At 72.3% G+C, this 13,925-nt stretch carries 13 protein-coding genes; 8 read left to right on the forward strand and 5 right to left on the reverse strand.

Annotated elements, in window-relative coordinates:
• Positions 1–7: 7 nt before the first annotated feature.
• Together GHR20_RS29710 and GHR20_RS29715 are read right to left on the reverse strand one after the other, a co-directional pair.
• Positions 8–1,867, reverse strand: a complete 1,860-nt coding sequence (locus tag GHR20_RS29710; protein WP_111586654.1) for an AAA family ATPase — start codon at positions 1,865–1,867, stop codon at positions 8–10.
• Between the two features lie 429 nt (positions 1,868–2,296).
• Entirely contained in the window at positions 2,297–2,917 is a 621-nt protein-coding gene (locus GHR20_RS29715) for a hypothetical protein (RefSeq protein ID WP_153814895.1), read from the reverse strand.
• A gap of 278 nt (positions 2,918–3,195) precedes the next feature.
• Between GHR20_RS29715 and GHR20_RS29720 the strand changes: the two genes are divergently transcribed.
• The 4 genes from GHR20_RS29720 (at position 3,196) to GHR20_RS29735 (ending at position 7,644) form a co-directional block, all read left to right on the forward strand.
• Positions 3,196–4,152 carry a hypothetical protein gene (locus tag GHR20_RS29720; RefSeq protein WP_181516662.1) on the forward strand — a complete coding sequence of 319 codons (957 nt, stop codon included), beginning with the start codon at positions 3,196–3,198 and terminating at the stop codon, positions 4,150–4,152.
• 79 nt (positions 4,153–4,231) lie between these two features.
• Entirely contained in the window at positions 4,232–5,773 is a 1,542-nt protein-coding gene (locus GHR20_RS29725; RefSeq protein ID WP_153814896.1) for an amino acid permease, read from the forward strand.
• Between the two features lie 242 nt (positions 5,774–6,015).
• On the forward strand, positions 6,016–7,401 hold the full coding sequence (locus tag GHR20_RS29730) for a peptidase C39 family protein (RefSeq protein WP_153814897.1): 1,386 nt from the start codon (positions 6,016–6,018) through the stop codon (positions 7,399–7,401).
• Between the two features lie 102 nt (positions 7,402–7,503).
• Positions 7,504–7,644, forward strand: a complete 141-nt coding sequence (locus GHR20_RS29735; RefSeq protein ID WP_111586611.1) for an SCO1431 family membrane protein — start codon at positions 7,504–7,506, stop codon at positions 7,642–7,644.
• 9 nt (positions 7,645–7,653) lie between these two features.
• Here GHR20_RS29735 and GHR20_RS29740 read toward each other — a convergent pair whose 3' ends face one another.
• The gene (locus tag GHR20_RS29740; protein ID WP_153814898.1) at positions 7,654–7,815 is read right to left on the reverse strand and encodes a hypothetical protein; all 162 of its coding nucleotides are present in this window, start codon (positions 7,813–7,815) and stop codon (positions 7,654–7,656) included.
• Between the two features lie 390 nt (positions 7,816–8,205).
• On the opposite strand from GHR20_RS29740, the gene GHR20_RS29745 reads away from it, so the two are divergent.
• Positions 8,206–9,378 (forward strand): acyl-CoA dehydrogenase family protein, encoded by a 1,173-nt coding sequence (locus tag GHR20_RS29745; RefSeq protein ID WP_153814899.1) that lies wholly within the window; start codon positions 8,206–8,208, stop codon positions 9,376–9,378.
• Here the strand turns inward: GHR20_RS29745 and GHR20_RS37770 are convergent.
• Together GHR20_RS37770 and GHR20_RS29750 are read right to left on the reverse strand one after the other, a co-directional pair.
• Positions 9,341–9,598 (reverse strand): hypothetical protein, encoded by a 258-nt coding sequence (locus tag GHR20_RS37770; protein WP_111586613.1) that lies wholly within the window; start codon positions 9,596–9,598, stop codon positions 9,341–9,343. The genes GHR20_RS29745 and GHR20_RS37770 overlap by 38 nt on opposite strands.
• Positions 9,599–9,698: 100 nt before the next feature.
• The gene (locus GHR20_RS29750; RefSeq protein WP_111586614.1) at positions 9,699–10,133 is read right to left on the reverse strand and encodes a hypothetical protein; all 435 of its coding nucleotides are present in this window, start codon (positions 10,131–10,133) and stop codon (positions 9,699–9,701) included.
• Between the two features lie 215 nt (positions 10,134–10,348).
• Here GHR20_RS29750 and GHR20_RS29755 point away from each other — a divergent pair, with 215 nt between their 5' ends.
• From GHR20_RS29755 to GHR20_RS29765, 3 genes are all read left to right on the forward strand, one after another.
• Positions 10,349–10,789: an Lrp/AsnC family transcriptional regulator gene (locus tag GHR20_RS29755; protein WP_111586615.1), complete on the forward strand. Its 441-nt coding sequence runs from the start codon at positions 10,349–10,351 to the stop codon at positions 10,787–10,789.
• A gap of 114 nt (positions 10,790–10,903) precedes the next feature.
• Positions 10,904–12,493: an amidohydrolase gene (locus GHR20_RS29760; RefSeq protein WP_111586616.1), complete on the forward strand. Its 1,590-nt coding sequence runs from the start codon at positions 10,904–10,906 to the stop codon at positions 12,491–12,493.
• Between the two features lie 610 nt (positions 12,494–13,103).
• Positions 13,104–13,901, forward strand: coding sequence for a polyprenol monophosphomannose synthase (locus GHR20_RS29765; RefSeq protein ID WP_111586617.1), 798 nt, complete (start codon positions 13,104–13,106; stop codon positions 13,899–13,901).
• The last annotated feature ends 24 nt before the right edge of the window (positions 13,902–13,925 follow it).

The following is a 13,925-nucleotide window of genomic DNA, read 5'->3' on the forward strand; positions in this document are numbered from 1 at the left end:
GGGGCGGCTACGCGGGGGACGGGTCCTGCGGTCCCCTCCCCGACAGCACCTCGCCGTACGCCTGCATCAGGTCGGCGAGGCGCAGCGTCGCCAGGTCGTCCCGGGACAGCGATCCGGCGTACGTGGACAGCCGCAGATCCCGGTACGCGCAGCTCTTCTCGTACAGCGTGCGCAGGAACCGCCCGTTGCCCAGCTCGTCGATCCACCCCTGGTCCACCACGTGCCCGGCGATCGACCGCAGCTCCTCCTGCGCCTCCTCGTCCCACCGGTCCCCGTTCTCCGCGGCCAGCACCTTCCCGATCTCGGTGAGTTCCGCGGGCCGGTACGAGGGGAAGTCGACGCGGCTGGTGAAGCGGGACGACAGCCCGGGGTTCGCGGCGAGCAGCCGGTCCATCCCCTCGGGATACCCCGCGAGGATCACCACCAGGTGGTCCCGGTTGTCCTCGGCCCGCTTCAGCAGCACCTGGAGCGCCTCGTCGCCGTACGCGTCCCCCTTGCCGTACCCGGAGTTGGAGAGCGAGTACGCCTCGTCCACGAAGAGCACCCCGCCGATCGCGGAGTCGATCAGCTCGTTGGCCTTCACCGCGGTCTGCCCGAGGTACTCGCCGACCAGATCGGCCCGCTGTGCCTCGACGAGATGGTCCCCGCCGAGCAGCCCGAGGGCGTAGAAGACCCGCCCGAGGATGCGCGCCACCGTGGTCTTGCCGGTCCCGGACGGCCCGGAGAAGACGAAGTGCCGCTTCGGCGGTTGCACGGGCAGCCCCTGACCGGCCCGCAACCGCGCCATGTTCAGCTGCGCGGACAACGCCTTCACCTGGCGTTTGACCGGTTCGAGCCCGACCATCCGCTCCAGCTCGGCGAGCGCCTGTTCGAGCAGCGCGGGATCGGTCGGCCCGGTGGGCAGGGGCGAGCCGGGCACCCCGCCCCGGTCGCGGACCCCCGGCTCGGCGGCCGGCAGCGGCCCGGTCGGCAGGTCCGGCTCGGGCAGCCGCAGATCCCGCCCCTCGGTGCCGAAGAACGGATCGAACCCGTCGGGTCCGTCCACCGTGTCCTGCCCGGCGCCGGTCAGCGTGATCGCGGCGAGGTCCGCCGCGTCGTCGTACCCGTCCCCCTCGGCGATCGCCGCGAGCCGCGCCGAGGTGTCCATGAAGGCGGGGTCCACCCGGTGCACGGCCCGGTAGAGGGGGAGCGCGGCGGCGGAGCGGCCGGTGCCCTCGTGCGCCCGCGCGAGCCAGTAGCGCAGCTCCTTGCGCTGGGGCTGCTCGCTGCGGCACCGCATCAGCGCCGCCGACAAAAGCGGTTCGGCCTGGCCGTACATCTCCAGGCGGACCCGGGCCATGCCGCCGAACAGCCCCGCCTCTATGCCGAGCAGGGTGTCGTCCAGCAGCGGATCGGTGTGCCGTACCAGCTGCTCCCAGTCCTTGACGAGGTAGGAGCGGCAGGCGTGCAGAAAGCGGACCTGGGGATCGGTGTCGACCGGGGGCAGCCCGGCCAGGGCCCGGTCCAGCTCGGGCACATGCCGGCCGTCCAGCCAGTGCGAGGCGTGCGCCAGCAGCAGATCGCGCGGGCTCTCCAGCACCGGCTGCACCCACCAGCCGAGCCAGTACCAGGAGTTGATCGTACGGCGGTGCCGGGCGCGCTGTTCGCCGAAGCGCTCGCGGTGCCGGAACATCCGCAGCAGCGCGGTGGTGGTGTCGACCCGGAGCGCGTGCAGCCCGAGCCAGCCGTCCGCCATGCCCGGGTCCATCCGCACCGCGGCCCGGAACTCCTCCTCCGCCTGCGGATAGGCGCCCATGGTGTAGGCGTCGACCCCGCGCAGCCAGGCGAGGTCGGCCGGGGCCTCGGGGCCCTGCGTGCCGAAGTCCATCACGTCCCCCACAGACCGTGCTCCCCGTGGTTCACCGCCGGACGGTCGCCCGGCGGCCGCCGCGGCCGAACCGCCGTGCCGCGGACCGGAGTTGCAGGTGCGCGAGGCTGTTGCCGAAGGTCGCACCAAGGGCATCGTACCCGCGCGGGTACCGGCTGCCGAAGGGTGCGGTACAGGCCGTTCGGTGCGGTGGGGACGGACGGAATCCGGACGCTTCAGTGACCGAGGGTGACCGGATCGGCGCGTAATGGGCCCGGAAAACGGTGCGCGGGCAGAACGAAGCCCCCGATCACGGGGGAACAACCGGGGGCTTCGCGTCTTCGGGCGGCTTCGATTCGCCGCACATTGAGAACGTAAGACCTGTACGGCCCCCGGGTCAAGCGAAGTTGGGGCACTTCGGGAACTTGGCCGACAAGAGCCTTCACAATTTCACCACATGGGGGTGGGGCCATCACTCTGGGTCACTCCTTGGCCCGATCCCTGGGGTCGCGCGGGCCCCGGCAGCACCGTGTACCCCCGGTCCGTCTGGCGCACCAGAAGCCCGGCGTGGGGGCGGGTGGGGTCGTCGGCGAAGTGCGCGCGCTCCGCCTCGACCCAGCCGTCCCAGAACTCCCGCTGCGCCGCCCCGTCCCGCCGCCGGCCGCGCGCCCAGGACTCCTCGCGGGGCAGTTCCATCCAGAGCAGTTCGGCCAGAAACGGCCGCAGCGCGCGACGGCCCGCGCCCACGCCCTCCAGCAGGACCACCGGCGCGGGCGGCAGCGGGCGGGCCGGCCCGAACGCGCGGGCGCTCCAGTCGTAGGGGAGGTAGGCGGCGGCCTCGCCCCGGGACAGCGGCTCGATCACCTGCGTCATCAGCCGGTCCGTCCAGCCGAACAGCCGCTCATGGCTGGCGATGTCGTCGAGATGGAGCACCGGTGCCCCCTCCAGCGCGGCGGCCAGCCGCCCGGCGAAGGTCGACTTCCCGGAGCCCGCGTGCCCGTCGACCGCGACCAGCCGGACCGGTCCGAGGGAGGGCGGCAGGGCGCGCAGCCGGGCGGCGAGGTGCTGAATGACGATTCCCGAAGGTGTGATGCGGTGTGGGGGGTTTTCCGGAAAGAGTCTAGTGGCGGCGCATAGCGGCCGGGCCGTCGAGGGGCCCGCGAAAGAAAGTTACCCCTTGAACCATCGCCCGCCGAGGGTCTCCCCGCGCACTTCTATAAACATTCTCGAATCGCTGACCGATATGTCGAATTCGGCGTTCCGGGGGTCCGCCGTGCTGAGTAAGGTGCCTCCTGCGCTACCGCGAGAAGCGGCGGCCGGGGACACGGTACGGGGACAAGGCAGGGGACATGGCCGCGGAGTTATTCGAAGGGCAGTATGTGTGGCACCCGGCTGCCGACGACCGAGTCCTGGCCGGCGTTTGCGTCGATGTCCGCGCCGGCCGTTATCGGCACGCGTACGAGGCGCTGGCCGAGACGCGGCACGACTTCGCGCTGCGCGCCCACCGCTCCCTGGTCCTCGCCTCCGAGGCGGCGGGCACCGACCTGGTCGAACGCTGGCTGGACGAGGAGCCCTCGCCCGAGGCGGCCCTGATGTGGGCCCGCGTCGCCGTCCAGCGCGCCCTGCGCGCCGCCGACGGCCACGACGACCGCGCCGAGGCCCTGGAGCGCATAGCGCTGACCGCGTGCGAGCGGGCCGCCGCGCTGGCCCCGCGGGACCCCACCCCCTGGGTCGCCAAGCTCGCCATGGCCCGGCTGCACCGGCTGCGCGACCCCGCCCCGCAGGGTCTGCTCACCGCCCCGCCCGGCCCCTGGCGGCTGTTCGCGCACATCCTCACCCTCGACCCGTGGCACCGCGAGGCCCATCACCGCTTCCTCTCCGCCTTCTTCGCCCGGCACGGCGGCTCGGTCAACGCGGCCTGGGACGTGGCCGCCTTCCTCAGCCAGCGCGCGCCCGCCGACTCCGCGCTGCGGCTGCTGCCCCTGGTCGCCCTGGTGGAGAGCTACAACCCGACCCAGCTGCTCGCCGACCGCGTCTGGGAACAGCCCCAGTGGCGGGCCACCGCGCTCGCGATCTACCACAACTGGCTTCCGGCGGTGTCCGGTTACCGCTTCACGCCGGTGCTCGACCTGGCCTACCTCGCGCACGCGCTGGTCATGGGCCAGCGCGAGTTCGAGGCGCGCGCGGTCTTCACGGCGATGGGCCCGTACGCCTCGCGCATGCCCTGGAGCGCCTTCGGTGACCCCGCCGAACAGCTCTCCCGGGCGCGCCGTGCCTGCGGGCTGCCGGTCCCGGGGCCCGCCTGACCCCTTTGCTCGTCACCCGTCCCCCCTCATCGGGCGCCACCCCCCGAGCGTCCGAGAGGCACGAGAGAAAGGCCGATCTGTGTCAGAACGGATGTCTGCTCCCCGGGTCAAGGCCCGTGCCGGAGAAGACGCGGTCGTGCTCGACGACGACGCGACCCTGCACGCCATGGGTTATCCGCGGAAACTCACCCGCCGCTTCAAGGCGTTCGACAATTTCGCGATCTCCTTCACCATCATCAATATTCTCTCGGGTATCTTCTCGTCCTTCGGATTCGGTATGAACGCGGGTGGCCCCCGCATTCTCGTATTCGGCTGGATCGGCGTCTCGATCATGGTCCTGCTCATCGGCGCGGCCATGGGCGAGGTCGCCTCCGCGTATCCGACGAGCGGCGCCCTCTATTTCTCCGCCGGTAAACTCGCCAAGCGCCACAAGGGTGCCTGGTCCTGGTACACGGGCTGGTTGAACTTCGTCGGACAGATCGGCGGCACCGCCGCGACCGGCTATGCGGCGGCCACCTTCATCCAGGCGTTCGTGCAGCTCCAGTGGCCCTCCTACCAGCCCACCGTCCACCAGACGGTGCTGATCACGGCCTTGATCATCGTGCTCCAGGGGCTCGCCAACACCTACACGGTCCAGCTCGTCGCCGTCCTCAACCGCATTTCCGTGTGGTGGCTGCTGATCGGACTCGTCGTGATCGTGGGCGCACTCATAGTGATACCGGATCACCATCAGTCGGCGTCCTTCGTCACGCATTTCGAGAACAACACCGGCTTCACGAGCGGACTTTACGGCGGCATGCTCGGGCTGCTGGTCACCAGCTGGACGTTCACCGGCTTCGACGGCAGCTTCCACATGTCCGAGGAAACGGTGCAAGCCACGGTCAACGCGCCCAAGGGGATCACCCGCGCCATCGGCTATTCGGCGATCACCGGTCTCATCCTGATGCTGGCGCTGGTCTACAGCATTAAGGACTACGCCAAGGAGGCCGGGGGCGGCGCGCCGCCCGTGCAGATCCTGATCGACGGCCTCGGTCTGACCACTGCCAAGGTCATGCTCCTCATCGTCATTGGCGCGATGCTCTTCTGCGGCCTCGCCAACCTCACCAGCAACACCCGGCAGATCTTCGCCTTCTCCCGCGACGGCGCCATGCCCGGCTCCCGGCTGTGGCACTCGGTCTCGCCGCGCACCCGGACGCCCGTCAAGGCGGTCTGGCTCGCGGTGGCCTGCTCGCTCGCGCTCATCGTGCCCGGCTGGTGGTCGCACACCGCCTTCACCGCGATCGTCAGCGTCAACGTGGTCGGCCTGTTCCTCGCCTACGCCGTCCCGATCTTCCTGCGGCTGCGGCTCGGCGACGCCTTCGAGTCCGGCCCGTGGAACCTGGGCCGCTGGAGCAAGCCGGTCGGCTGGCTCGCCGTGATCTGGATCGCGCTCAGCAGCATCCTGTTCATGCTGCCGCAGGCGTCCCCGATCACCGTGGACTCCTTCAACTACGCGCCGATCGCGCTCGCCGTCGTCCTGCTCGTGGCCACCGTCTGGTGGTTCGCCACCGCCCGCCGCCGCTTCCAGGGCCCGATCAGCTACGGCCGCCCCGACGAGATCGCGGCCATGGACCTCATCTGATCCGTTCCGTTCCGATCCCGGCGCGTCCGCGCGCATCCAGGCCCCGGCCCCGGCACCGCTTCCGCGGTCCCGGGGCCGGGGCCTTCGTCCCTCCGGTGGCCCACCGCCACCGGATCAGACCAATATTCATGGCGCGGCATCCGCCCAAGTGCTGGCAGGGGCCCTGCGGCTGCTCCATAGTTGGCGCACGACGTGCGCATGATCCAAGCCATGACTCCGGAGACCTGGGGGTATTCGCGCCCATGAGCAGAGCCCAACAGCCGTCCCGCCGAACCCTTCTGACCGTCGCGGTCGCCGCCGCGATGGCCGGCGCCGCCACGCCCGCCGCGGCCGCCGCCCAGCGGGGGACCGCCACCGCGCGGGCGCTCGCCACCGACACGACCGGTCCGACGGCGGCCCGCCCCGTCGACTATCACGCCTGGACCACCTACAGCGAGTGGCGCACCGGGAGCGCCCAGGGCGCCCGCCCGGTCTCCGGCCCCCGGCCCGGTGTGGTCATCGGTGCCCCTGCGGGCTCCGTCGACTACACCGACCCGCACACCGGCACCACCGCGGCCTGGGAGTACGCCACCTGGACCTCCCCGCGCCACCGGCTCACCGTCCCGGCCACCGAGGTCGTCTCCTCCTGGAACGCGCACACCCCCGACGGCACCTGGATCCAGGTGGAGCTGAGCGGGACGTACTCGGACGGCGGCGACACGCCCTGGTACGTGATGGGCCGCTGGGCGGCCGGCGACCAGGACATCAAGCGGACCTCGGTGGACGGCCAGAGCGACGGCCGGAGCAGCGTCTGGACCGACACCTTCGCCATCGACGACGCGAGCACCGGGCTGCGCCTCGCGTCGTACCGGCTGCGCCTGACCCTCTACCGCAGGCCGGGCACCCGGCTCACCCCGACCGTGTGGCGGCTCGGCGCGATGGGCTCCGACATCCCCGACCGCTTCACCGTCCCGGCCTCCACACCCGGCCTCGCGCAGGAACTGGTGGTGCCGCGCTACTCGCAGGAGATCCACAAGGGCCAGTACCCGCAGTACGACAACGGCGGCGAGGCATGGTGCAGTCCGACCTCCTCGCAGATGATCGTCGAGTACTGGGGCGGCCGGCTCACGGCCGACCAGCTGTCCTGGGTCGACCCGTCCTACGCCGACCCGCAGGTCGACGCGGCCGCGCGCTTCACGTACGACTACCAGTACGAGGGCTGCGGCAACTGGCCGTTCAACGCGGCCTACGCGGCGACCTTCGCCGACCTCCAGGGCGTCGTCACCCGGCTCGTCTCGCTGACGGATCTGGAGACGCTGGTCGCGGCCGGCATCCCGGCCATGACGTCCCAGTCGTTCCTGAGCACCGAGCTGACCGGGGCGGGTTACGGCACCTCCGGACACCTCATGACCGTGATCGGCTTCACCGCGGACGGCGATGTGATCGCCAACGATCCGGCCGCGCCGGGGGACGACGCGGTACGACGGGTGTACCGGCGCCGGGAGTTCGAGAACATCTGGCTGAGGACGAAGCGGTACAACGCCTCCGGCGCCGTCGCCTCCGGCACCGGCGGGGTCTGCTACCTGTACTTCCCCGCCCATCCGAGCGCCCACCAGCGCAAGGCCCTGGCCGCGGTGGGGGTGCGCTGACCGTGTGAGCAAGCTCATCGCCGCGTACGCCGTCGCGGGTGGCAAGGTGGACGGACGGGTGGGGGAGACCGCTCTGCACGTCCGACCTCTGTGAGTACCAGCATGACCGCACACTCCGCCACCGCCACCCGCGCCCGCACCGGCGGGCCCCGCGACAAGGGGCCCGAGATCCTCGAACACGTGCTGGGGTGGGTGCTCGTCGTGGTCACCGCGATGCTGGTCACCCAGCTGGGCCTGCTCTGAACCCGGCGGTTACTCCAGGGACTTGATCAGCCCCGGCGCGTTGCCGTGCGGGAGGGCCCCGTCCCGGCCCCCGCTGACGGCCCCCGCCCCGAGGAGCAGCCCGGCGCCGATCGCGGCCGCACACACCGCCGAGACCAGCGTCCGCACCCGAAACCGCTGAGAATGCCGCATCGTGCCTCCTCGCATCCGTGAGAGAAACACCCGCACGCGCTGACGCGCCGGTCATGGACCGTAGGAGGACTAGACCAGTAGGTCAACGCCCCGGGAGCTGTTTCCGGCCGCGCGGCCGTGTGTCGGCCGCGGGCGGGTCCCAGACGTGTCCCCACCTGCCCCGGAGACCGTGTCACGCCACCCCCGTCCGGCGCCCGGCTGGAATGTTCGAGTGAGCGGTCGTTAACTGGTGACGGGAGTCCGTTGTTCGGGCATACTCAGCGCAGCCGCTGGTCAGCGGGCTTCCGTGATCCGGGGGCGCGCACCGTGGCCGTAACGGAACGATCAGGCGGAGCCGCCCTGACCCGTGGGCCGTGCCGCCGGTTCCCCACCAGGGAGGAGACCGACGTCATGTCCGACCGCGACCCGCAGCCGGTGGAGCGTCACGTGCCGACGGACGAGGCGAGGGACCTGCTCACCCTCGTCCGGGAGATAGCCCGGCGTGAGATCGCCCCAAGGGCCGCCGAAGAGGAGGACGCGGGCCGTTTCCCGCGCGAGGTCTTCACTCTGCTCTCCGCATCGAGCCTGCTCGGCCTGCCGTACGCCGCGGAGCACGGCGGCGGCGACCAGCCGTACGAGGTCTACCTCCAGGTACTGGAAGAGCTCGCCGCGGTCCGGCTCACCGTCGGTCTCGGCCTCAGCGTGCACACCCTCGCCTCCTACGCGCTCGCCACCTACGGCACCAAGCAGCAGCAGGTCGAACACCTCCCCGCGATGCTCGGCGGCGGACTCCTCGGCGCCTACTGCCTGTCCGAACCCGCCTCCGGTTCCGACGCCGCGTCGCTGCGTACCAGGGCCGTGCGGGACGGCGACGACTGGGTGCTCACCGGCACCAAGGCATGGATCACCCACGGCGGCATCGCCGATTTCTACACCGTGATGGCCCGTACCGGCGAGGACGGCCCCCGGGGCATCACCGCCTTCCTGGTGCCCGGCGACGCCCCGGGCCTCGGCGCGGCCGCCCCCGAGAAGAAGATGGGCATGAAGGGCTCGCCCACCGCCCAGGTCCACTTCGACGGCGTCCGGGTCGGCGACGACCGCCGCATCGGCGAGGAGGGCCAGGGCTTCGGCATCGCCCTCGCGGCCCTCGACTCCGGCCGCCTCGGCATCGCCGCCTGCGCCATCGGCGTCGCCCAGGCCGCGCTGGACGAAGCGGTCGGCTACGCCACCGAGCGGCGGCAGTTCGGCCACCCCATCGCCGACTTCCAGGGCCTGCGCTTCATGATCGCGGACATGGCCACCCAGATCGAGGCGGGCCGCGCCCTCTACCTCGCCGCGGCCCGGCTGCGCGACGCCGGCGAGCCGTTCGCCAAGCAGGCCGCCATGGCCAAGCTGCACTGCACCGACACCGCCATGAAGGTCACCACGGACGCCGTACAGATCCTCGGCGGATACGGCTACACCGCCGACTTCCCGGCCGAGCGCTACATGCGCGAGGCCAAGGTGCTCCAGATCGTCGAGGGCACCAACCAGATCCAGCGGATGGTCATCGCCCGTCACGTGGCGGGACCCGAAGCCCGCTGAACCGGTCCGAGCCGAACTGACCCGTACGCACCGCCGGCGCCGCCAGCCGCACCCACTCGGGGTCCTGGCGGCCCGGCAGCGTACGGCCGCGATCGGCCCAGACGCGCAGCAGATCGCGGTAGATGGGCGGGTCCTGCGCAGCGGCGGACCGGTCCGCCGCCGCGGGGCGCGGCACGAAGATGGGGAGCCGACGCCCGGTGACCGGGTGCGGGGATGTCATACCCGTGAGAACGCCGCACCCGGCGCACAGGTCACCGCCCGCCCGAATCGAGCGTCAGTGCAGGGACGTCCGGCGTCGCAGAGGGTCCGGTGCGCGGGGCTCAGGCGGCCCGGCGGCGCATCTCCGGCACCCGCATCGGGCGCGAGCCCGGGCCGCCGACGTGCGAGAAGGGCTGCGTCCGCCAGTCCAGGCCCTGGGGGAGCGTCAGCAGCAGGGCGGTGTCCTGCTCCTGCGGGGTGACGGACGCGTCCGCGGGACGGGCCTCGGTGGCCGACCGGCCCGTACCGGCGCACACGGTGAGCCCGAACGGGTTCCACGGCGAGGCGCACAGCGCGTGCTCCGGCAGGATCTCCTCGTCCGCCAGCAGCGCGATCGGCTGCGCGCAGTCCGGGCAGATCACCCGGTACATCTCCAAGGTGTCGTAGGCGTCCAGCTCGTCCTCGAAGGCGTCGGATTCGACGCCCTCCGGCTCGGGCCAGACCACCGGCTGCTGCCGCTTGGACGCGGATCGACCAGGGCGCTTGACACTCTGCATGGGATTCTCCCCCTAAGGCTGGGCCGTGAAAGGCTCGGCGGCCACGACCACAGCAAGCACTTCCCGTCCGCTCTCCGCGGTAATCACGAGAACATCACGGAGCCTGTTCGAATGGTGTGGCGTTCGTCACATCGTGCGGGCAGATGACCGTACCGGCATCCCTGGAGGGCCGTCCGCTGTCCGAGAAGATCGAACGCCCTGTAGGTTTTGGCGCCATGGAGGAGCTGGACCGACAGATCGTGCAGCTGCTCGTCAAGGACGGGCGGATGAGCTACACCGACCTGGGCAAGGCCACGGGCCTGTCCACGTCGGCCGTGCACCAGCGGGTGCGCCGGCTCGAACAGCGTGGCGTCATCCGCGGCTATGCCGCGGTGGTCGACCCGGAGGCCGTCGGGCTGCCCCTCACCGCGTTCATCTCGGTGAAACCGTTCGACCCCAGCGCCCCCGACGACATCGCGGACCGCCTCGCCGGCGTGCCCGAGATCGAGGCGTGCCACAGCGTCGCCGGCGACGAGAACTACATCCTCAAGGTCCGGGTGGCGACCCCGCACGAACTGGAGGAACTCCTGGCCCGGCTCCGCAGCCTGGCCGGGGTGTCGACCCGTACGACGGTGGTCCTCTCGACGCCGTACGAGGCACGGCCGCCGCAGATCTGACGGCGGCCCGTCCGCCACCGGCCGGCCGGCGCCCCGTGCGCTGCGGGCGCCCCCGCGCCGCTGCCCGCCGCCCCAGGTGCGACGCCCCCCGCCGGCCGAGAGAAACTGTCGCCTATGAGCGACCGCACCCTCCTCCTGCGCAACGGCGACGTCCACAGTCCCGCCGATCCCTTCGCCACCGCGATGGTCGTGGAGGCCGGCCATATCGCCTGGGTCGGGTCGGAGGGCGCGGCGGACGCGTTCGCCGACGGGGTGGGGGAGGTGATCGACCTCGGCGGCGCGCTCGTGACCCCGGCCTTCACGGACGCCCATGTGCACACCACGGCCACCGGCCTCGCGCTGACCGGCCTCGATCTGAGCGCCGCGCCCTCGCTGGCGGCCGCACTGGACCTGGTCCGCGAGTTCGCCGCCGCCCGGCCCGGGGACCGCGTCCTGCTGGGCCACGGCTGGGACGCCGCCCGCTGGCCCGGCGGCCGCCCGCCGACGCGCGCGGAGCTGGACGAGGCCACCGGCAAACGCCCGCTCTACCTCTCCCGGATCGACGTGCACTCCGCCGTCGTCACCACCGCCCTGCTGGACCTGGCCGGCGGCGACCTGCCCCGCACCGACGCGCCCCTGACCGGGGACGCCCACCACGCCGTACGCGCGGCCGCCTTCGCCGCCGTCACCCCCGCCCAGCGCGCTCAGGCCCAGCGCGCCGCGCTGGCGCACGCCGCCTCCCTCGGCATCGGCTCGGTGCACGAGTGCGGCGGACCGCAGATCTCCTCCGAGGACGACTTCACCGGCCTGCTGGAGCTCGCCGCCACCCTGCCCGGGCCCCGGGTCCTCGGCTACTGGGCCGAGCGGGACGTCGACAAGGCCCGCGAGCTGGGCGCGATCGGCGCCGCGGGCGACCTCTTCGCCGACGGCGCTCTCGGCTCGCACACCGCGTGCCTGCACGAGCCGTACGCCGACGCGGACCACTCCGGCACCGCCTACCTGGACACCGACGCCATCGCCGCCCATGTGATCGCCTGCACCGAGGCGGGCCTCCAGGCGGGCTTCCACGCGATCGGGGACGCCGCCGTGTCCCGCGTGGTCGACGGGGTGCGCGCCGCCGCCGAGAAGGTCGGCCTCGCCCGTATCCGGGCCGCCCGGCACCGTGTCGAGCACGCCGAGATGCTCACCCCCGAGACCGTGGCCGGCTTCGCCGAGCTGGGCCTGATCGCCTCCGTGCAGCCCGCCTTCGACGCGCTGTGGGGCGGCGCGGACGGCATGTACGCCCGCCGCCTCGGCGCCGAGCGGGCCCGCACCCTCAACCCGTACGCCGCGCTGCTGCGCTCCGGCGTCCCGCTGGCCTTCGGCTCCGACAGCCCCGTCACCCCGCTCGACCCCTGGGGCACGGTCCGCGCCGCCGCCTTCCACCACACCCCCGAGCACCGCGTCTCCGTGCGCGCCGCCTTCACGGCGCACACCCGGGGCGGCTGGCGGGCGATCGGCCGGGACGACGCGGGCGTCCTGGTGCCCGGCGCGCCCGCCGACTTCGCCGTCTGGCAGACCGGCGAGCTGGTGGTGCAGGCCCCCGACGACCGGGTGGCCCGCTGGTCGACCGACCCGCGCTCCGGCACCCCCGGGCTGCCCGACCTCACCCCGGGCGGCGAGCTGCCGCGCTGTCTGCGCACCGTGGTGGGCGGCCGGACGGTCTTCGTACGGCCGGGCGAGTGATCTCCGGGGGTGGCGCGGCGGCCGCCCCTCGCCCCGGGCGCCTCGCGCGACCTGCGCATCCTCCGCGCCACTCCCGGGCGGCACAGTGGACGCCCAGGTCAGAGGTCTGTTGACAGTCGGGCGCGGAGGGCCGGTAGGTTCGTCCGAGTCCACCACCGGACGCCCGACCGGGAAGCGTTCGCGCACCTCCCCGCCGCGTCGCTGGGTCAGGGACGGCGCCCCGCACCGGGGCACCGCCACTGGCAGCCAGGCTCAGCGCCCGCGCCGGCGGGGAAGCGTTCCAGCCGGTCGGCCAGGTGTGACCCCGGGTGTGGGGCCCGGCCTCAGTAGACAACGGCTCTCGGTCGATCCGCAGCCAGCGGGTCCCAGGTCGGCCCGAAGGGCGCCGGGCCCCCATCCGCAGCACGGGGGAGGCAACCCATCCGGGTTCGGGATCATCCGAACAGTCGGAAGAGGAAAAGAACGTCGCGCAAACAGGCCGGGAACATCCCGAAAAGCGCGTTCTTACCCCACTCTTGTGCAATCGACACCACCATACGTACCAGCTGTCACGTCTACCCAGGCGGCGGCCACTATGGTGGACGCCTGCGTACGACCAGAAGGGGCAGCAGTGAACGACGGCGACGGGACCCTCGCGGCCACGGCCCAGGGGAGGCAGTTCGGTCCGCTCGGCACGGCCTTGGTGATCATCCCGACCTACAACGAGGCGGAGAACATCAAGACCATCGTCGGCCGGGTGCGCAAGGCCGTCCCCGAAGCGCACGTGCTGATCGCGGACGACAACAGCCCCGACGGCACCGGCAAGCTCGCCGACGAGCTGGCCGCCGAGGACGAGAACGTCCAGGTCATGCACCGCAAGGGCAAGGAGGGCCTGGGCGCCGCGTACCTCGCGGGCTTCCGCTGGGGCCTGGAGCACGACTACGGCGTGCTGATCGAGATGGACGCCGACGGCTCCCACCAGCCCGAGGAGCTGCCCCGGCTGCTCACCGCCCTCAAGAGCGCCGACCTGGTGCTCGGCTCCCGCTGGGTGCCCGGCGGCCGGGTGGTCAACTGGCCCAAGTCCCGCGAGTTCATCTCCCGCGGCGGCAGCCTCTACTCCCGGCTCGCCCTCGATCTGCCGCTGCGCGACATCACCGGCGGCTACCGCGCCTTCCGCGCCGAGACCCTCAAGGGCCTGGGCCTGGACGAGGTCGCCTCGCAGGGCTACTGCTTCCAGGTCGACCTCGCCCGCCGCGCGGTCAAGGCCGGCTACCACGTGATCGAGGTCCCGATCACCTTCGTGGAGCGCGAGCTGGGCGACTCCAAGATGAGCAAGGACATCCTGGTCGAGGCGCTGTGGCGGGTCACCGCCTGGGGCGCGGGGGACCGCGTCGCCAAGCTCACCGGCAAGGACAAGCGGACCCCGTAGCCCCTTATCCGGCGTTGAGCCGGG

The organism is Streptomyces sp. SUK 48 (assembly GCF_009650765.1).
GTDB lineage: Bacteria > Actinomycetota > Actinomycetes > Streptomycetales > Streptomycetaceae > Streptomyces.

Bases quoted from the DNA above. Each gene is read 5' to 3' on its own strand.
- GHR20_RS29710 (WP_111586654.1), bottom strand. From the start codon at position 1,867: ATGGACTTCGGCACGCAGGGCCCCGAGGCCCCGGCCGACCTCGCCTGG.
- GHR20_RS29720 (WP_181516662.1), top strand. From the start codon at position 3,196: ATGGCCGCGGAGTTATTCGAAGGGCAGTATGTGTGGCACCCGGCTGCC.
- GHR20_RS29730 (WP_153814897.1), top strand. From the start codon at position 6,016: ATGAGCAGAGCCCAACAGCCGTCCCGCCGAACCCTTCTGACCGTCGCG.
- GHR20_RS29735 (WP_111586611.1), top strand. From the start codon at position 7,504: ATGACCGCACACTCCGCCACCGCCACCCGCGCCCGCACCGGCGGGCCC.
- GHR20_RS29740 (WP_153814898.1), bottom strand. From the start codon at position 7,815: ATGCGGCATTCTCAGCGGTTTCGGGTGCGGACGCTGGTCTCGGCGGTG.
- GHR20_RS29745 (WP_153814899.1), top strand. From the start codon at position 8,206: ATGTCCGACCGCGACCCGCAGCCGGTGGAGCGTCACGTGCCGACGGAC.
- GHR20_RS37770 (WP_111586613.1), bottom strand. From the start codon at position 9,598: ATGACATCCCCGCACCCGGTCACCGGGCGTCGGCTCCCCATCTTCGTG.
- GHR20_RS29750 (WP_111586614.1), bottom strand. From the start codon at position 10,133: ATGCAGAGTGTCAAGCGCCCTGGTCGATCCGCGTCCAAGCGGCAGCAG.
- GHR20_RS29755 (WP_111586615.1), top strand. From the start codon at position 10,349: ATGGAGGAGCTGGACCGACAGATCGTGCAGCTGCTCGTCAAGGACGGG.
- GHR20_RS29760 (WP_111586616.1), top strand. From the start codon at position 10,904: ATGAGCGACCGCACCCTCCTCCTGCGCAACGGCGACGTCCACAGTCCC.